Source organism: Streptomyces sp. NBC_01384 (assembly GCF_045040035.1).
Taxonomy (GTDB): domain Bacteria; phylum Actinomycetota; class Actinomycetes; order Streptomycetales; family Streptomycetaceae; genus Streptomyces.
In genome coordinates this window covers 3228826-3246489 of sequence record NZ_CP109559.1, presented here as the reverse complement: position 1 = coordinate 3246489, position 17664 = coordinate 3228826, and the positions used below count along the sequence as shown (strand labels likewise).

General features: G+C 69.9%; 16 protein-coding genes and 3 pseudogenes. 10 read left to right on the top strand and 9 right to left on the bottom strand.

What is annotated here, in order from left to right:
* Positions 1 to 909 carry a hypothetical protein gene (locus tag OG747_RS14720; protein WP_405879772.1) on the top strand — a complete coding sequence of 303 codons (909 nt, stop codon included), beginning with the start codon at positions 1 to 3 and terminating at the stop codon, positions 907 to 909.
* Here OG747_RS14720 and OG747_RS14715 read toward each other — a convergent pair.
* Positions 896 to 1258, bottom strand: coding sequence for a hypothetical protein (locus OG747_RS14715; RefSeq protein ID WP_405879771.1), 363 nt, complete (start codon positions 1256 to 1258; stop codon positions 896 to 898). The genes OG747_RS14720 and OG747_RS14715 overlap by 14 nt on opposite strands.
* A 337-nt stretch (positions 1259 to 1595) precedes the next feature.
* Here OG747_RS14715 and OG747_RS14710 point away from each other — a divergent pair, with 337 nt between their 5' ends.
* The 6 genes and pseudogenes from OG747_RS14710 (at position 1596) to OG747_RS14685 (ending at position 7152) form a co-directional block, all read left to right on the top strand.
* On the top strand, positions 1596 to 2054 hold the full coding sequence (locus OG747_RS14710) for an NUDIX hydrolase (protein WP_405879770.1): 459 nt from the start codon (positions 1596 to 1598) through the stop codon (positions 2052 to 2054).
* A gap of 231 nt (positions 2055 to 2285) precedes the next feature.
* Positions 2286 to 4058, top strand: a complete 1773-nt coding sequence (locus OG747_RS14705) for a TIGR03767 family metallophosphoesterase (RefSeq protein WP_405879769.1) — start codon at positions 2286 to 2288, stop codon at positions 4056 to 4058.
* Between the two features lie 344 nt (positions 4059 to 4402).
* Positions 4403 to 4786, top strand: a complete 384-nt coding sequence (locus OG747_RS14700; RefSeq protein WP_405879768.1) for a hypothetical protein — start codon at positions 4403 to 4405, stop codon at positions 4784 to 4786.
* A gap of 5 nt (positions 4787 to 4791) precedes the next feature.
* Complete coding sequence (locus OG747_RS14695) at positions 4792 to 6606, top strand: caspase domain-containing protein (RefSeq protein WP_405879767.1); 1815 nt, start codon at positions 4792 to 4794, stop codon at positions 6604 to 6606.
* 14 nt (positions 6607 to 6620) lie between these two features.
* Positions 6621 to 6810: pseudogene (locus OG747_RS14690) on the top strand (type II toxin-antitoxin system RelE/ParE family toxin); the annotation flags it as partial.
* Positions 6807 to 7152, top strand: a pseudogene (locus OG747_RS14685) (helix-turn-helix domain-containing protein). The pseudogenes OG747_RS14690 and OG747_RS14685, both read left to right, overlap by 4 nt.
* Here the strand turns inward: OG747_RS14685 and OG747_RS14680 are convergent.
* Together OG747_RS14680 and OG747_RS14675 are read right to left on the bottom strand one after the other, a co-directional pair.
* The gene (locus OG747_RS14680; RefSeq protein ID WP_405879766.1) at positions 7118 to 7336 is read right to left on the bottom strand and encodes a DUF397 domain-containing protein; all 219 of its coding nucleotides are present in this window, start codon (positions 7334 to 7336) and stop codon (positions 7118 to 7120) included. The pseudogene OG747_RS14685 and the gene OG747_RS14680 overlap by 35 nt on opposite strands.
* Before the next feature lie 3 nt (positions 7337 to 7339).
* The gene (locus tag OG747_RS14675; protein WP_405879765.1) at positions 7340 to 8221 is read right to left on the bottom strand and encodes a helix-turn-helix domain-containing protein; all 882 of its coding nucleotides are present in this window, start codon (positions 8219 to 8221) and stop codon (positions 7340 to 7342) included.
* 204 nt (positions 8222 to 8425) lie between these two features.
* Between OG747_RS14675 and OG747_RS14670 the strand changes: the two genes are divergently transcribed.
* Positions 8426 to 8884 carry an ATP-binding protein gene (locus OG747_RS14670; RefSeq protein ID WP_405879764.1) on the top strand — a complete coding sequence of 153 codons (459 nt, stop codon included), beginning with the start codon at positions 8426 to 8428 and terminating at the stop codon, positions 8882 to 8884.
* A gap of 96 nt (positions 8885 to 8980) precedes the next feature.
* On the opposite strand, the gene OG747_RS14665 is transcribed toward OG747_RS14670, so the two are convergent.
* The 4 genes from OG747_RS14665 to pepN form a co-directional block, all read right to left on the bottom strand.
* Positions 8981 to 9538 (bottom strand): dihydrofolate reductase family protein, encoded by a 558-nt coding sequence (locus OG747_RS14665; RefSeq protein WP_405879763.1) that lies wholly within the window; start codon positions 9536 to 9538, stop codon positions 8981 to 8983.
* A 56-nt stretch (positions 9539 to 9594) separates the two neighbouring features.
* Positions 9595 to 10596: a sigma-70 family RNA polymerase sigma factor gene (locus tag OG747_RS14660; protein ID WP_405879762.1), complete on the bottom strand. Its 1002-nt coding sequence runs from the start codon at positions 10594 to 10596 to the stop codon at positions 9595 to 9597.
* 106 nt (positions 10597 to 10702) lie between these two features.
* On the bottom strand, positions 10703 to 11767 hold the full coding sequence (locus OG747_RS14655; protein WP_405879761.1) for a hypothetical protein: 1065 nt from the start codon (positions 11765 to 11767) through the stop codon (positions 10703 to 10705).
* Between the two features lie 234 nt (positions 11768 to 12001).
* Positions 12002 to 14593 carry an aminopeptidase N gene (gene pepN, locus OG747_RS14650; protein WP_405879760.1) on the bottom strand — a complete coding sequence of 864 codons (2592 nt, stop codon included), beginning with the start codon at positions 14591 to 14593 and terminating at the stop codon, positions 12002 to 12004.
* 205 nt (positions 14594 to 14798) lie between these two features.
* On the opposite strand from pepN, the gene OG747_RS14645 reads away from it, so the two are divergent.
* Positions 14799 to 15455, top strand: a complete 657-nt coding sequence (locus tag OG747_RS14645; RefSeq protein WP_405879759.1) for a DsbA family protein — start codon at positions 14799 to 14801, stop codon at positions 15453 to 15455.
* A gap of 16 nt (positions 15456 to 15471) precedes the next feature.
* Here the strand turns inward: OG747_RS14645 and OG747_RS14640 are convergent, their stop codons facing one another.
* Positions 15472 to 15699 (bottom strand): hypothetical protein, encoded by a 228-nt coding sequence (locus OG747_RS14640; RefSeq protein WP_405879758.1) that lies wholly within the window; start codon positions 15697 to 15699, stop codon positions 15472 to 15474.
* A gap of 874 nt (positions 15700 to 16573) precedes the next feature.
* Here OG747_RS14640 and OG747_RS14635 point away from each other — a divergent pair.
* A complete protein-coding gene (locus OG747_RS14635; RefSeq protein ID WP_405879757.1) occupies positions 16574 to 17227 on the top strand; it encodes a histidine phosphatase family protein in 654 nt (217 codons plus the stop codon).
* A 116-nt stretch (positions 17228 to 17343) separates the two neighbouring features.
* Here OG747_RS14635 and OG747_RS14630 read toward each other — a convergent pair.
* Positions 17344 to 17505, bottom strand: a pseudogene (locus OG747_RS14630) (amino acid transporter); the annotation flags it as partial.
* Positions 17506 to 17664: the final 159 nt, after the last annotated feature.

Sequence of the window (17664 nt, the reverse complement as noted above, 5' to 3'; positions counted from 1 at the left end):
GTGGCCGCATACGAAGGCGGGGCAGAGGACGGTGCGGCGGTGGACGGTGCGGCAGTGGACGCGCTGTGGGCCGCGATCACCGACGAACCGCTGCCCGAAGGGGTTCGCGACGATCCCGAGTTCCTGGCCGAGCACCGCTCGGCGACGGCGGACGTGGCGCTGCTGCGGGAGCAACTGGGTCTGATCGGCGCGCTGTTGGCGGGAGACAAGGTCGCGGGAGACGAGGTCGCGGGAGACGAGGTCTCGGCGGCGGACACCGGCGAAGGGTCCGTGAGTGAGGACTCGTCCGCGGCCCCGCCGGACCGTGGTCACCCGGCGCCGCCCGGCCGCTCGGCGCGGCCCGCTGCCGTGTCGTCGCCCCCGTCCCGGGCCCGCGGTTCCCGCCGTCCGCCCGGCACCCCCGGGCGTCGGCACCCCGGCGTGGCCGCCGTCACCTTCGGCACCCTCGCCGTGACCGCCGTCGCCGCGCTGATCGTCGGCATGGGCTGGCTCCTCGCGCACAACGGAGGTGCGTCGATGGGCGCGTCGGACAGCAGCGGGGCCAAGGCGGCGGACAGCGGGAGCGTGCGTGGCGGGGCCTCGTTCGGCGCCCGGGACCATCTCGCCTGCTCCCGGCTCGTCGTCGAGGGCACGGTCGCCGACGTCGAGCCGCTCCCCGGCACCACCGAGAACCGGATCACCCTCGACGTGGAGCGCTACTACAAGCCGGACAAGGGGGCGGCCGAGGTCGTCGTCGTCCTGGACGAGGACGTGGCTCCCCGGCCGCACAAGGGCGAGCACGTGCTCGTCGCCGTCCACGACGACCCGACGACACCCACCGTCTGGACCACGGGGGAGAAGGCCATCGCCGACGAACGGGCGTGGATCGTGAAGGCGCTGCCCGATTCCCGCGCCCTCACTTGCCCGTGAAACGTGCCCATGAAACGTGCCTGTGAAACGTGCCCGTGAAAAAGGGCGGGCGCCCGCTCCCGGACGCCCGCCCCCGCACCGCCGTAGGTGTTACGGCGTGACCTTCTCGATCTTCACGCTGCCGAGTGGCGCCGTCGGCCTCGGCCTCGGCGAGGAGGTCCGCGTCGTCCGAACCGAGCTTGGCGCTCGCGGACTTGGTGCCCGGGTCGGGCGTGGCGGGTGCGTGGTCCGCGGAGAAGGCCATGGGTATCGGCCCGGCCGCGGAGAGCGCGGCCACCAGGCCTGCGGCCACGGCGATGCGGGCCACGCGTCTCGCGCCCGATATCGGAGCGCGCTGAGGGTCGGTCATCGGCATCCCTTGTAGGTAAAGGAACGAGCGTGGAGTGACCGGTCCCGACGTTCCTACGGGACGCGATCACATCAGTCCGGTATGTGGACCCGGATGACCGCTCAGCTTTACCCAATGGGCAGTTGTTTGGGGAGAGTTGACCGAGGCGGGATGGAGCCATGGCGTACTTCCGCCATACGTCACGCCGGTCATAGCGGGGAATGACGGGACATGGTCAACCACTCCCCGCCTCCTCGGTGCCCGCTCACGCCTCCCGCGTGCGCGCGTAGTGGCGGGACGCCTTCGCCCGGTTACCGCAGGTTCCCTGGCCGGGGGCGATGTGCCGTAACGTCTGGGCATGCCGAAGCAGTTGAGGGTGGCGGCCTACGCCGTATGTGTGCGGGACGGGCGGATGCTGTTGGCCCGCTGGGTGGCGGGCGACGGACGCAAGCGATGGACCCTGCCCGGCGGGGGCATGGACCACGGCGAGGACCCCTACGACACCGTCATCCGCGAGGTCGAGGAGGAGACGGGCTACGCCGTCGAGCCGGTCGCGCTGCTGGGCGTCGACTCCGCACTGCGCTCGCACCCGCGCCGACTCGGCTCGCCCACCGACTTCCACGCCCTCCGTATCGTCTACGAGGCCCGCGTCACCGGCGGCGAGCTGCGCAACGAGACGAACGGCTCCACGGACCTGGCGGCCTGGCACCCCCTCGACGAGGTGTCCGCCCTCGACCGGGTCGGGCTGGTCGACATGGGCCTGGAGCTGTGGCGGGAGCGACCGCCCCTGGGGCGTGGCGGGCGGTCCGGGAAGTAGGTCCACTACCCCGGAAAATGAACGCCGAGTGACCGCGTCCAGGCCGTTCGGAGAGGGCCTGTGGACGCTCAGGATGGTTCAAGATCCACGTACGGTGATCGGCGTCGGCAGTTGCCGCCTCGTTAACGTCCAGGTCACCCCCGGTGCCAACGATCCAGTGTGAGCGGGGAGTTACCGCAACGAGCCCCCCGTGACCACTGCCGACGCGTTCGCACTCGGGGAGACCGCGCCATGTCGCGCATACGCTCTGTCGCCACTGCCACTGCCGCTGCCATGAACCGCCGTACCCTTCTCGCCGCCACCGGGGCGGTGACCATCTCCGCGGGCATCGGTTATGCACTGCGGCCCGGCTCCGAGGCGCATGCCGCCACCACGGGCGCGGGCACGGACGCGGGGGAGGTGCCCATCGCCGTGTCCACCCCGGCACCGGCTGCCCCCCTCGCTCCGTATGTGCGCGGTACCACCCTGGAGAGCGTGGCCGCGCCGCGCTCCGGCTCGGGCGGCTACCGGCGACTCGGGGACGGCCCCGCCTGGAAGCGGGTCGTACGCGGCGACCTGGCCGCGGCCAAGTCGGGGCGGGCCGACCGGCGCACCGCGCTCGCCTCGTTCGTGCAGTTCACCGACCTGCACCTGATCGACGCCCAGCACCCGCTGCGGCTCGAGTACCTGCGCAGCGGCGCCGTGAACGCCTGGCGTCCGCACGAGGCGCTGACCGTCGCGGGCGCCGTCTCGCTCGTCGAGCGGGTCAACGCGCTGCGGGGAGCCCCCGTCACCGGTTCCCCGCTGCACTTCGTCATGACCACCGGCGACAACACGGACAACAACTCCAAGACGGAGCTGGACTGGTTCCTGAAGGTCATGAGCGGCGGCCGGATCAGCCCCAACAGCGGCGACCCGCGCCACTACGAGGGCGTCCAGAACAGCGGCCTCAAGCTGTACTGGCAGCCGGACGCGGACCTGCGCGACGCCGACAAGCAGCTCGGCTTCCCGCATCTGCACGGCTTCCTCGCGGCCGCCATCCGCGAGCTGCGCAGCCCCGGCCTCGGCCTGCCCTGGTACTCCACCGTCGGCAACCACGACGCGCTGCCGCTGGGCTGCTACCGGCACGGCGACTCCTTCCTCGCCGAGTTCGCCGTCGGCGGCAAGAAGCTGATGACGCTGCCGGCCTCGGCGTCCGTCGCCCTGCGCGCCGCCATCAAGAACGACAAGGACCCCAAGGGCACCCAGCTCAGGGACCTGCTCAAGACACATGCGCGGCAGCTTCGCTCGGTCACCCCGGACGAGTCGCGCGCCCCCTTCACGCCCGCCGAGTACCTCAAGGCGCACCTCGACCCGGCGCACACCGGCCCCGGCCCGGTCGGCCACGGTTACTCGCAGGCGAACCTGGCCGCGGGCACCCAGTACTACGCCTTCCGCATCTCCGACGACATCATCGGCATCAGCATCGACACCACCGACCCGGGCGGCCACTACGCGGGCTCCATCGGCACGGCCCAACTGCGCTGGCTGGACAAGACACTCGGCGACAACAAGGACTCGTACGCCATCGTCTTCAGCCACCACACCAGCAAGTCGATGAGCAACCGCCGCGCCGACCCCGCGCACCCGAGCGAGAAGCGCCACGGCGGCGAGGAAGTGGTCTCCACCCTCACCAAGCACCGCAACGTGCTGGCCTGGGTGAACGGCCACACCCACAAGAACGAGATCATCGCCCACTCCGCGCCGGACAACGGCTCCTTCTGGGAGATCAACACCGCTTCCCACGTCGACTTCCCGCACCTCGCCCGCATCATCGAGGTCGTCGACAACAAGGACGGCACGCTCTCCGTCTTCACCACCCTCATCGAGTCCGCGGCCCCGCACCGCACCGACTTCTCCGACCTCAGCCAGACCGGCCTCGCGGCCCTCTACCGCGAGCTCGCCTTCAACGCCCCGGGCCGGACCGACATCCTGAGCGGCGCGTCGAAGGACCGCAACACGGAGCTGGTATTGAAGAAGGGCTGAGGAAGGTGATCTCCCTGTGGGGTCCACGACTTGATGAGCACTGCTTCCTGCAGAAGCGCCGGAATCCGCGCAAGGTGCGCAATCGTCGTGCCGAACGGACATGAGCAATCAGGGTCACCGGCGCAGCATGGGCGGTCGCAACCGGTAGCGGCAGCTCAGAATCCGCGAGTTTGTCCGGGGAGGCGTCAGGGTGCGAGAGGTCGACCTGGCCGACGGCGTCGGCGGTGCGGTAAGCGACCTGCGTTGTAGCGGATATCACAGAAGGGGCGGCGGTCGGGGTGTAGTAGCGGGAAGATTGGCTCGGGCCTTCGTTGCGGGTCCGTTGGCGCGGATGGGGGAGTCGCGTGGTGGACGGCGGGTGGGTGTTGCTGGTGCAGGTGGGGCTGGCGGATACCGGTGATCCGGAAGATGTTGATGATGCCGCGCTGTCGCTTCGGCGGGTCCTGGCGGAGGTCCCCGGAGTCGCGGTGCGCGAGGCACACACGGGTGCGGGGCCCGTTGGGTCGAAGGGACTCGGCCTCGAACTGGGCGCACTGGCGGTGACCGTACTGGGGGCGCCACGCGGGCTGCGGACGGCCGTGGACGCGGTACGGGTATGGGCCGAGCGGGACCGGCACCGCAAGGTCGTGGTGCGGATCGGGGATGACAGCGTCGAGATCGAGGGCATGTCGCCCGAGCTGAGTCGCGAACTGGCGGAGTCCTTCATCCGGCGCCGGACAACTGAGTAACGGGCATGTCCCGCTTCGCGCTTGTCCTGGGCAGCCACACTTTCACCGACTCCCGGCTGGACCGGCTGCGTTCACCGGCGCACGACGTCGGCGAGCTGTCGCGGGTACTGGCCGATCCGGAGATCGGCCAGTTCGTCATCACCAGCGCCGACAACCCGACCGCGCAGGAGCTGCGCTCCGGCGCCGAGGAATTCTTCGGGGGGAGGGACCGGGACGATGTCCTGTTGCTCTACTACACCGGGCATGGCATCAGGGAAGGCGACGAGCTCCTCCTCGCCGGATCGGACACCGACCTCGACGACCTCGCCGGAACCGCGCTGTCCGCGACTGTTCTGAAGAACCTGCTGGGTAGCTGCCGCGCCAGGCGCATCGTGCTGATCCTCGACTGCTGTTACAGCGGCGCCTTCGCCCACCGAATGGTGCCCATGGGCGAGCAGCGGGTGCATGTGCAGGAGTTTTTCGGCGGCCGCGGACTGACCCTGATCACCGCCTCCACAGCCCGCGAGTACGCCTTCGAGGCAGGAGAGGTCGCCGAAGCGGACCCGAGGCCGTCGGTCTTCACCGGCGAGCTGATCCGGGGTCTGGACAGTGGTGCCGCCGACCTCGACGGGGATGGCGAGATCACCCTTGACGAGCTGTACCAGTTCCTCTTCGACGCCGTGCAACTCGCCCAGCCCGGACAGCAGACACCGTGCCGGTGGGTCTACGGGGCCCGCGGCCGCATGGTCATCGCACTGCGCCGCCCCGGCCCGCGCCCACGGGTCACCGCCTCGTCCGCCCCCGACCCGGTCCGCCTCCCGGCTGTCCGCCGACAGGCCATCGCGATGGTGCCGGCTGCCGCGGCGGGGGCGGCGGCGCTGTGGGGGGCATGGCGGTACCACCTGGTGTCACTGGGGTTCACCGGGGGCTGCCTGCTGGTGGCAGCCTTGGCGGGGATGGCCGCCTGCCTGCTCGGAGAAACAGTCCTGGAAGCCGACGGGCTGCGGATACACGGATGGCACAACACACTTGTCCCATGGTCGTCGATCCTGGCCATCGAATGCCGGACGACGCTCTTCGGGACAACGGTCGCCGCGCACCGCGCGGACACAGCGGTCACACGGCGCGTCGTCCTGCCCGCGCCGAAACGGCTGCGGCCCTTCCGCCCAGTCGGCTTCGACGATGACGTGGAGACCCTGCGGCAGTGGACTCTGCGGCGTGGCTCGCCCGCGCCGGTGCACTACGGCCGGACCCTGCTGCCGCTCCGCAACGCCATAGCGGTGACGTTGATCGCCCTCACCCTGCTGACCGGGATCGACCACCCCTGGAACCGCGGAAACGACATCGCCAGCGTGCCACGAGCATGCCGCACGCTGGATAAGAAGACAGCGAACAGTTTAGTGGGGGGCGGGACGGCGACCCTGGTCAACCTGGCGGTCATCGTGCCCCGAGACCCGCCTGTCGAGACTATGAGTCAGCAGGAAAGCCGCTGTAACTGGACATACGCAGAGCTGTTCCTCTCCGTCGGGGACGTCGACTTGCAGTACACCCGGTACCAGACCGACGCCGACACGAGCGGTCCCCGGCAAGCGAGCCAGGTCGTCAGGAAGGACCTGGCCGGCGAACAGCGGAAACACTCCCGAGTCACGCGACCATGGCAACTGGCCAACGGTGGCGGCTTCACCGCCGAAGCCAGCGATCGCTCTGCTATCACTGTCGTGGCCGCCCGCGACAACATCGTCGTCACACTGACCTTCACCAGCAAGCAGCTGTCGATGCCTGATCAGGCGCAGCTCCTCGACATCGAGACCCGGGCCCTCCACGCGGTGAAACCTGCCTGACGAGCCCCAGCCATCTTCAGGGGGGAGCAGTCAAGTACTGGCTCGCTCCGAATCGCCGGATCGTGTTGTTGACGGTCTTCCGCAAGACCAGGCAGCGAGAAGCGGCCGAGGTCGAGCGGGCCCAGCAGGTGCAGAAGGTGTGCGGAGACGGATCACGGTCCTGCGGAGCACAGCTATGAGCGGATCGAGGAGGAGCGGCCGTGAACCACTCGCAGTGGAAGACCCGACGTACGAGGAAGCTGTCGGGTGACTCCATCGAGGAGTCCCCGGCCTACGTGGAGGCCGGGTACGCGTTCGCGCTGGGGCAGGCCGTCCACGACCGGCGTACCGAGCTCGGTCTCTCGCAGACCGAGCTGGCACGGCGGGCCGGCATGACCCAGCCGCAGATCTCCAACATCGAGGGCGGCGACTCCGTACCGACCCTGCCTCTGCTCACCCGCCTGACCAAGGCGCTCGACGCCTCCCTGACCATTGATCGACGGTGACATTTCGGCGTTCGTCCGGACGTTCGTCAGTTGCTTGAGCTTGTGTCGCGGATGTGGGTGACGAAGGCCGTCCACGCCGTGGGGGGCAGGAGGAGGGCGGGACCGGCGGGGTTCTTGGAGTCGCGGAGGGCGATGGCGGGGGGTATGCGGGCGGCTTCGACGCAGTTTTGGCCGGGGTCGCTGTAGGAGGACTTGAACCAGTTCTGCTCGGGGGTGAGTTCGTGGGCGCTGGGGTGCGTGGGCATGGACTACAGCTCTCGGTCTAGTCGGTGCAGGAAGTCGGGCGTGTCCTCGGGCGGGAGCGCTGATGCTGCCATGGCGTCGAACCGGCGGTGGAAGCGGTCGACCTCACGCGGTTTGTCCGAGGTGGAGACGGAACCCCAGGGGCTGTCCGCCTGGACGCGCGGAGGCAGTTCGTTGCCGAAGTCGAGGATCGCGAAGTCGTTCGTCGAGCGGTAGCTCCGGCGGAACGGCAGAACCTGGATGGTGATGTGGTCCCAACCCGACAACTCCTCGATCCTCACGTACTGTTCGCGCATTACCTCGGCGCTTCCGACCGGATACCGAAGCGCGGCCTCGCCGAGGATGACGTGCAGTTTGACCGGGTTCTCGCAAGTGATGACGTCCTGGCGCTTCATCCGCAGCTCCACGCTACTTCGGATGAACTCCGAGGTGTACTCCTCGATCGGCTTGTGTAGCTCGTGCGTGGCGCGTGCGTAGGCCTCGGTCTGGAGTAGTCCATACACCACGGTGGGGTGGTACGCCTTCATGGCGCGAGCCTCCGGCTCCAGCCCCACGAACCCCGGCATCCCCGCCGGCATGAGCCCCCGGTACTGAGTCAGCCAATCCTGCTGGTTGGACTCCCGGTTGAGGTTGATCAGCGACTCGACGACCTCCTCGTCACTGACCCCGTACTTGTCCAGCAGCTTGCGTAAATCTCCCACGTTGCGGAAGTTCAGCGAACCCGACTCGATCCGCTGCAGCGACGCCTCGGAAATCCGCAGCCCCACCACCGCCTGCTTGCGGGTGAAGCCTCCGCCTCGTTCGCCCAGACCGCAGCTCTCGCGCAACTGCCGTAGTTGAAGGCCGAGTTCCAGCCGCTGAGCGGTCCGCCCGCGCTTGGCCGCCATGTGCACCGTCCTTGTCTCACTGTGCGCACAACCTCGCACTGTGAGCAGAGTGTTACACCGTGTGTGCGTGCCGCGCAGCCGGTTGCGCGAATCCGGGCATAGTCCATTTATCAACCGACTGATTAATCAGCAGGTTTTCGATTGAAGTAGAACGCACCTTGCCGTCACGGTGGTTGGGACACGCCCCCACGAAAGGGACCCCCCATGCCCAACCCCCAACAACCCCCCACCCTCCTCACCCACGACTGGTCCATGGGCTACCCCATGACCCTGCGCAGTGTCCGGCTCGCCCGGCTGCAAGCTCGGCGGCGGCTGACCATGTGGTCGTGGGCCGGGGACATCGACGATGCCGTACTCGTCGTGTCGGAGCTGGTCGCCAACGCCGTCCGGCATGGGCGGGTGATCGGACACGAACTGTGGCTGAGGCTGGCCGAGTCGGAGGGCGGCGGGCTCGTGGTCGAGGTGTCGGATCCGGTGCGCGCGTTCCCTGAAGTGCGGGAAGCCGGAGGCGAAGGGGAGGGTGGGCGGGGTCTCCTGGTCGTCCGTGGACTCGCCCACGAACTCGACTGGTTCCTCCGCGCGGACGTCGGCAAGACGGTCCGGGCCCGGCTGTCCGCGCCCCGAGTCCCGCGCGCCGGAATCCCTAAGCGCGCACCCTCGTGATCAGGTCACCGTCGGTGAGACGACTTCCGGGCCCACCCGCCGGAGCACGCCGATGGTCCTCGACGTCGGCTCGCCGCGACCTGACGGGGCGAGCCGTCATCGTGCCGCCCTCCCGTATCGCGCGAGGACCGTGGCGCCGGTCCGCTCGGCCGAACGGCACTCCAGGTACGCGGGCGGGCCGTCGGCGGGGAAGAGCCGCTCGCCGGTGCCGAGGACCGTGGGGAAGGTCAGGAGCCGGTACTCGTCGACCAAGTCCTCGGCCATCAGCGCACGTACGACGCTCAGGCTGCCGCTGATGATCACATCCCGCCGCTGGTGCTTGACCGTGTCGACGAGGTCACCGTCGATGACCCCCGAGTTCGCCCACGCCGACACATCGGTCAGGGTGCGGGAGGCGACCAGCTTCCGCGCGGCGTTCATCCGCGCGGAGAACGGGTCGTCGCGTCCCGGCCAGAGCCGGGAGAACGACTGCCAGGTCGTACGCCCCAGCAGCAGGACCCCGTCGTCCAGGGCGCTGCCGAGCCGGAACTTGTCCCCGGCGATCTCCTCGCGGCCGTGCCGCAACGCCCAGCCGCCGGTCGGGGTGGCCCCGGACCCGTCCGGGTCGGACACGATCCCGTCAAGGGTGACGAACTGAATGACGATGACGCTCATGTCGGGTACTCCTTCGCTCGAAGCTCACCCGTACATACCGGCGGCACCGGCCCGACTCATCGCTCCCGGCGGCACTCGTCGGAAGAAATCTGCCGGGGCAGTCCGAAGGCCTCGAACACGCTCGGGTCGGCGAACACGACGTTGTGCGCGATCCGGCCGCCGGTGACCGTGAGGACCTGGAGCGTGTGCAGCCGCTGCCCGCCGCCGGGCTCCGGCGCGTACGCGGCGAGCGCGGGCTGTCCATTGGCGGTGAGGAGCCTGACGGCCCACCCCGTCCCGCGCATCTCGAAGACCCGGCGCATGAACAGGCCGTAGTCGCCGCTGCCCCGGTACCACAGTGGCACCGGCGGCATCTCCAGGACCGCCCCGTCGGTGAGGAGTCGTACGAGCGCGGGGACATCGGCCGCCTCGAAGGCCCGCATGTACCGCTGGATCACGGCGCGCACCTCGGGATCGTCCGGCTCGGGGACCTCCCCCGGGTCGCCCACGTCCGCGAGGGCGGCGCGGGCCCGCTGCAGAGCGCTGTTGACGGCCGGGACCGTGGTCTCCAGTTGTGTGGCGACCTCGGCGGCGCTGAACTCCAGTACCTCGCGGAGCACGAGCACGGCCCGTTGCCGTGGCGGCAGGACCTGCATCGCCGCCACCAGCGCGAGCCGCAGGTCGGCCCGCACCTCCGTGTCGTACCGCGTGTCGTACCGCGCATCGGGGAACGGCTGCAGCCAGGGGATGTCGAACGCCGGTGTGAGCGGCGCCCCGGGATCGTCGCTCGGCGCGCCCAGACCGGACGGCAAGGGCCGCCGCGCCCGCCCCTCCAGCGCGGTCAGACACGCGTTGGTCGCGATCCGGTACAGCCAGGTCCGTACGGACGCGCGTGTGCGGTCGTACCGGTCGCGGGCCTTCCACGCGCGCAGCATCGTCTCCTGGACCAGGTCCTCGGCCTCGTGGAACGAGCCCAGCATCCGGTAGCAGTAGGCCACCAGTTCACCCCGGTACGGTTCGAAGTCCACCGGCCCATCATGGCGGCGGGAAGGGCGACTCGACGAGAACGTGACGTACAAGAAAGCGGGGGGAACCCCACGGGAGCCCGACGGGTGCCGTACGAGGAGGGGCCGCCGGGTTGCCGACGACCCCTCCTCTCCCCTCCTGATACCACCCCGTCCGTCATTACCGGGGCAGGACCATGACATACGCCGCCGGATCCCGGTCGTTCGCCGCCATCAGCGCGGTGCGGACGACCGTCGCCTGCTGTTCCATCGCGCAGCGCAGCTTCCTGGGCGTGATGTAGACGACCGTGATGCCCAGCCGTTCCAGGTGTTCGCGCTTACGGGCGTACTCCGACCAGAGCGCGTCCTCGTCCTGCTCATGGCCTTGGCGCGGGGCGCGGGTGTCCAGCTCGACGGCCACCGCCTGCTCGGGCCAGTACGCGTCCAGGCCGCCCAGGTAGGGGCCGCCCGGCAGTCGCAGATCCACGTTCCAGACCGGGTCGGGAAGGCCGTACTCCCGCACCATCCGGTACAGGCGGTCCTCCGCGATCGCCCGGCCCTCCGCCAGCAGCGATTCCACCGCTTCCACCACGTGCGGGCGGCTCAGCAGCCGGGCCTGCGTCAACTCCCTCACCACCGCCGCCGGTTCGCAGTGCCCGGCGCGTACCGCCTCCGTCAGCAGCCGTCGTACTGCTCCCGCGTCCGACAGCTCCGCCACCGCGTCGGCGAGGGCGCGCGGCACCGGGGCGACCGGGACACCGGTGACGTACGAGGGGGTGGGCAGGGACGGCGTACGGACGATGTGGGCGCAGCCGTGCGAGCGGAGGCGGCGCAGCCGGGGGACCAGGACATCGATCTTGTCGAGGGAGGGCAGCGGGGACGCCGACGTGAAGCCGTGCAGGGTCAGGGCGGCCAGGCCCGTGATCATCGCGTCCGCGTACAGCCGCGGGGCGTGCGGCTCCTCGGCGCCCGGCTGGACCGGGATGCCGGTCGTCGGCTCCTGTGCGGGGGTGCGCCCGGCGAACAGCAGGACCGCGCTCAGGCGTTCCTCGGAGGTGGGCGCTCCCGGGTGGAGGAGGAAGACGCCCGGGAGGATCTGCTGCCAGGGGCCACCGGGCCGGCACTGTTCGTTCGTCGCGGCGGCCGTGACGCCGTGTGCGCGCAGCTGACCGGTGGTCAGGACCCGCCGCTGTACGTCGGACAGGTGGCGGAGGGGGCGGGGGGAGAGTGGGGTGTTGTGGTTCATGACCGGGGGTTTTCCGCGCCCGATCCGTCCCCTAACCGCTGTTACACACTCGTCGACAAATCCGGACAAGCTCGTCCTAAAGTACGGGCGTTCGACTGCCGAAAGGCGCTGCTCCAGCTGTGGTTACGGGGCCTTGTGCGCGGGTTCGGTAACGGCAGGGGCAGGCGCGGGGCTCGGCGGCCGGGCCGGGCCCGTGCGGCTGCCCGGACCGGCCGCCCCCCACCGTCCCTGGTGCTACGAGCTCACCGCCGCGTCACAGGCCTGCCCCCGCAGCGCCCGCGCCAGATCGTCCCGTGCCTCAAGAACCAGTCGGCGCAGGGCCGGTGCCGCGTCCTCGTGGGAGTCGAGCCACGCGTCCGTCGCGTCCAGGGTCTCCTGGGAATCCTGGAGCGACGGGAACAGGCCCTTCACCACGTCCATGGCGATCTGGATGGACCGCTCGGCCCAGACGCGCTCGATGGCGACGAAGTACTTGGCGGCGTAGGGAGCCAGCAGCTCCCGCTGGGACGACTGTGTGAAGCCGGCGATCGTCGCTTCGACGAGCGCGTTGGACAGCGCGTCCGACTCGACGACCTGCGCCCAGGCCTGGGCCTTGACCGCCGCCGACGGGCGGGCGGCGAGGCAGCGGACCTGGTGGCGCTTGCCGGAGGCCGTGTCGTCGCGGGCCAGCTCGGCCGCGAGGACGGACTCGTCGGCGACGCCGTGCGCGGCCAGTGGCTCCAGGAACGCCCAGCGCAGCTCCTGGTCGACATCCAGGCCGTCGATCTTGGCGCTGCCCTCCAGGAGATGCCGCAGCAGCTGCAGATCGGCCTTCTCGGAGGCGACCGCCGCGAAGAAGCGGGCCCAGGTCAGCTGGTGCTGGCTGCCGGGCTCGGCGAGCCGCAGTTCCTTCAGGGCGCCCTGGGCGAGCAGCAGGCCGCCCTCGGCCCGCCATTCGGGGGCCGCGTAGTGGACGAGCGCCGAGTTCGCCCAGGCGTGCAGCATCTGCAGCACGCCGATGTCGGACTCGCGGCCCGCGAAGCGCAGCACCAGGCCCACGAAGTCCCGGGCCGGCATCAGCGCGTCCCGGGTGAGGTTCCACAGCGCCGACCAGCACAGGGCGCGGGCGAGGGGGTCGGTGATGTCGCCGAGCCGGTCGCGCAGCGTGGCCAGCGAGTTCTCGTCGAAGCGGATCTTGCAGTACGTGAGGTCGTCGTCGTTGACGAGGACCAGCTCGGGGGCGTCCGCGCCGACCAGCTCCTCGACCACCGTACGGGGGCCGTCGACGTCCACCTCGGCGCGCGCGTACCGCACCAGCGAGCCATCCCCTCCTTGCCGCAGGCTCTCGCGTCGGTAGAGGCCCACGGCGATGCGGTGCGGGCGCAGTTCGGGGTGCGACTCCGGCGCCTCCTGCAGCACGGCCAGCTCCATGACGCGGCCCTCGGCGCTCAGGATCACCTGCGGAGTGAGGGAGTTGACCCCGGCCGTCTGCAGCCACGCCCGCGACCAGGTCGCCAGGTCGCGCCCGCTGGTCTCCTCCAGCGCCGACAGCAGATCGCCGAGGCGCGTGTTGCCGTACGCGTTCCGCTTGAAGTAGCGGCGCGCGCCCTCCAGGAACGCGTCCTGGCCGACGTACGCGACGAGCTGTTTGAGCACGCTCGCCCCCTTGGCGTACGTGATCCCGTCGAAGTTGAGCTTGGCGTCCTGCAGGTCGCGGATGTCGGCCGTGATGGGATGGGTGGACGGCAGCTGGTCGGCGCGGTACGCCCACGCCTTGCGGCGGTTGGCGAAGGTGATCCAGCCGTCCTTGAAGCGGGTCGCACCGACCAGCGCGAACGCGCCCATGAAGTCGGCGAAGGACTCCTTGAGCCACAGGTCGTCCCACCACTCCATGGTGACGAGGTCGCCGAACCACATGTGCGCCATCTCGTGCAGGATGACGTTCGCCCGGCCCTCGTACGACGCCTGCGTCACCTTCCCGCGGAAGATGTACTCCTCGCGGAAGGTGACGAGCCCCGGGTTCTCCATCGCGCCGAGGTTGTACTCGGGCACGAACGCCTGGTCGTACTTCCCGAAGGGGTACGGGAAGTCGAAGTGGTCGTGGAAGAAGTCCAGGCCCTGCTTGGTGACGAGGAAGATGTCGTCGGAGTCGAAGTAGGGGGCCAGGCCCTTGCGGCACATCGCGCCGAGCGGGATCTCCAGCGTCGTACCGTCGTCGAAGGTGCGCGCGTAGCTGTCCGTGACGTAGTGGTACGGGCCCGCCACGAACGCGGTGATGTACGTCGAGATCGGCTTCGTCTCGGCGAACTTCCATACGCCGTCGACGAGTTCACCGACGCCGTTGCTCCAGACGGTCCACCCCTCCGGGGCCCGGACCTCGAAGCGGTAGGGGGCCTTGAGGTCCGGCTGCTCGAAGTTCGCGAAGACGCGCCGGGCGTCGGCGGGCTCGTACTGGGTGTAGAGGTAGACCTCGCCGTCCTCGGGGTCGACGAAGCGGTGCATGCCCTCGCCGGTGCGGGAGTAGGCGCACCGGGCGTCGACCACCAGCTCGTTGTCGGCCCGGAGGTCTTCGAGCCGGACGCGGGAGCCGTCGAAGACCTCGCCGGGGTCGAGATCCTTGCCGTTGAGCGAGACGGCGGTCACGCTCGGTGCGATCAGATCGGCGAAACTCGCGGCGCCGGGTTCGGCGCAGCGGAAGCGGATCGTGGTCACCGAGCGGAACGTGCGCGGCTCGGCCTCGGTGTCACCCACCGCGGAGCGCAGGTCGAGGGACACCTCGTACTCGTCCACGGACAGCAGGGCTGCCCGTTCCTGGGCCTCGTCGCGGGACAGATTCTCACCGGGCACGGGCGGCACTCCCTCGTGGTGTCATGGAAACAAACTGGGCGTCATATGACGTCTACGACATCTTTGACATCTACGACCTCATGGACGTCATAGATACGTGTGAACAGGACCGATCCTGCCATGTGCCCCTGACGCGGGGCACCCGGGAATGAGGCGGGTCACCGGCGGTGTTCCTCCCGGAAAAGAAGACCTTCCGAGGAGAACCATGCCCGAGACCAGCTCTGCCAAGACCCCCGTCGACTTCTGGTTCGACCCGCTGTGCCCCTGGGCCTGGATGACCTCGCGCTGGGTTCTGGAAGTGGAGAAGGTCCGGGACATCGAGGTCCGCTGGCACATCATGAGCCTCGCGGTGCTGAACGAGGACAAGCTGGACCAGCTGCCCGAGGAGTACCGGGACATGCTCGCCACCAAGGCCTGGAAGCCGATCCGCGTGGTCACCGCCGCCTGGCAGAAGCACGGCGAGGACGTCCTGGGCCCGCTCTACACCGCGCTCGGCACCCGCATCCACAACCAGGGTGAGGGCCCGACCATCGAGGCGATAGCCGGCGCGCTCGAAGACGTCGGCCTCCCGGCCTCCCTGCTCGACTACGCCGATCAGGAGGACTTCGAGTTCGACGCCGAGCTGCGCGCCTCTCACAAGGAGGGCATCGACAAGGTCGGCCAGGAGGTCGGCACCCCGGTGATCGCGGTCCCGGGCGCCGACGGTGAGCAGGTTGCCTTCTTCGGTCCGGTCGTCACCCCGGCACCCAAGGGCGAGGCCGCGGCCAGGCTCTGGGACGGCACGCTGCTCGTCGCCTCGACGCCCGGCTTCTACGAGATCAAGCGGACGCGGACGGCGGGCCCGGACTTCAGCAACCTGTAAGCCTCGGTCCCTCGGCTCAGTCCTCCGGCTCGGGCATCTTCTGTGGCGGGTCGAACGGCTTGACCCGCCACGCCGTACGGATGTTGCGGCAGTCGTAGTCGGTGCGGCCGCAGATCCAGTAGTCATCCACATTCGCGTGGGGCTTCTGGATGTTCGCCAGCTTGCGGATGATCTCCCGCTCCCGGTCGTCCCGGGGCTGGCGGTGCGGCTGGTAGGACCCGCACGTGTGGCAGGGGTACGTCATTTCCCTCGGCATCCCGCAACGATGCCCCGGAAGCCCGGATATCGTAAGGCCCCGTGAGGGTCTCCAACGGTGCGGCGATTGGCTTGGTGAAGCCGCGGAAAGCTGATTTCGGCTCGGGCGTAACCATATGGACTGTCTCTCGTTCTACCTGACATACACGCCGCGTGCTTGAAATGCGCGCGGTCCCCGCCACTGGCATCGTGCTTCACCCGCGGTGATCGGTTCAGCGTCCGGCGGGGCAGCGATCCCAGGGTGTGCCCGACCCGAAAGAGCCGGGCACAGTCCAGACGCCGGCACCGCGTCACCGCCAGTGACGCCGCACACGGGCTCTACCCAAGGATCGGCCCGGACTCGTCCGCGCTCGTTACCGCTTCCACCCCTCGGGGCCACGCGACAACCCAGGATCCTTAAGAGTTCCAGAGACGCTGGTCTGCCGCCGTTGACGCATCCGCTGCGGGCGGGTGGGGGCTGGGTGCGGGAATGTGACACTCGCCGCGCAAGTGTCACATTCTCCGGGCCACACACCGTGGCCCTCGGGCCACCGGCCGGACCGCCCACCACGCCGCCCACCGCGTCGGCTGGTCCTCACGGGGCCTTCGCTCGACCCTTCGCTCCCGGGCCGGCACGTCGCTCCCGGGCCGTGACCTCGTCCCCGGGCCGACCTCTTGCCCACCAGGCCGAGGTGATCACCGCCCACCCGCTCGCCTCACCCGGCGAACGTTTTTCCCTTCCCCGTTTCCTTCCCCCGTTTCCTTATCTTCGTCCTTTCCCCGTCTTTTCCCGGTCCTTTTTTCGACCCGGACGCCGGGGCCCGCACGGCACGCTTAGCCGACCCGCAAGCGCGAGCAAGCCTCGCCCGGGATACTGGCGGGTCATGAGTACGACGAGCACCGCCGACGCCTTGAGCCCCCTGCCTCCGGTGAGCACGACCCTGCTGCTGGCCCGGCACGGCCAGACCGTCTGGCATGCCGAGAACCGCTACGCCGGGTGGAGCGACGTTCCCCTCACGGACGAGGGCCGCGCCCAGGCCGAGGCCCTCGGCCGCTGGGCCGGCGCGCACACCGTGGACGCCGTCTGGACGTCGACCCTCTCGCGCGCCGCCGCCACGGCCGAACCCGCCTGCCGCGCCCTCGGTCTCACCGCGCACCGCGAACCCGCCCTGCGCGAATGCGACTTCGGGGTGGTGGAGGGCCGCACCCTCGCCGAGTTCGAGGCCGAGAACCCGGCTCGGGCGAAGGCGTACCAGGCCGACCCGGTGTCGTACCCCTTCCCGGAAGCGGAGGACCCCCGCACCGCCGCCGCCCGCGGCGCGGGGGTCCTGCGCCGCATCGCCGCCGCACACCACGGCCAACGCGTCCTGGTCGTCGCCCACAACACCCTGCTCCGCCTGGTGCTCTGCTCCCTGCTGTCCATCCCGCTGGGCGAGTACCGCAGGGTCTTCCCACGGCTGCGCAACGCGGCGATCACCGAACTGCGCATGACGGACGGAACCGCCGCCCTGCTGTCCCTCAACGTGCCCTGCGCGTAAGGGGAGAACCCCCGCGAGTCACGTCCTCGCGGGGGGCTCCCCGTCTCTCCGCCCGCCACGTGAAGGGTGAGAAGACGATCACGAGCAGGCCTCCGGCTCATTGACGCCGAGCGAGGTCAGCGGGTTGCGCGTGCCTTCTGCCAGGCGTATCCGACTGCGGCGAGGAGCAGGGTCATCCCGCCCGTCGAGTACAGCTGCACCCGTGTGTCCGGCAGCCGGGCCATCAGGATGAAGATCGCGACCATGCCGGCCAGCGCCACCCACGTCAGCGCCGGGAACAGCGCCGCAGCCGCAGCCGCAGCCGCGCGACCGCGATGAATCGCTCGGCTGCGGGCCGGTGGGGGGCTGGGTGCGCAGTTCCCCGCGCCCCTGAAGGGGCTCTTCTGGCGGGGGTCTGAGGGTGGCAGCCCCCGGCGGGGTGCAGGGGCGGAATTGGT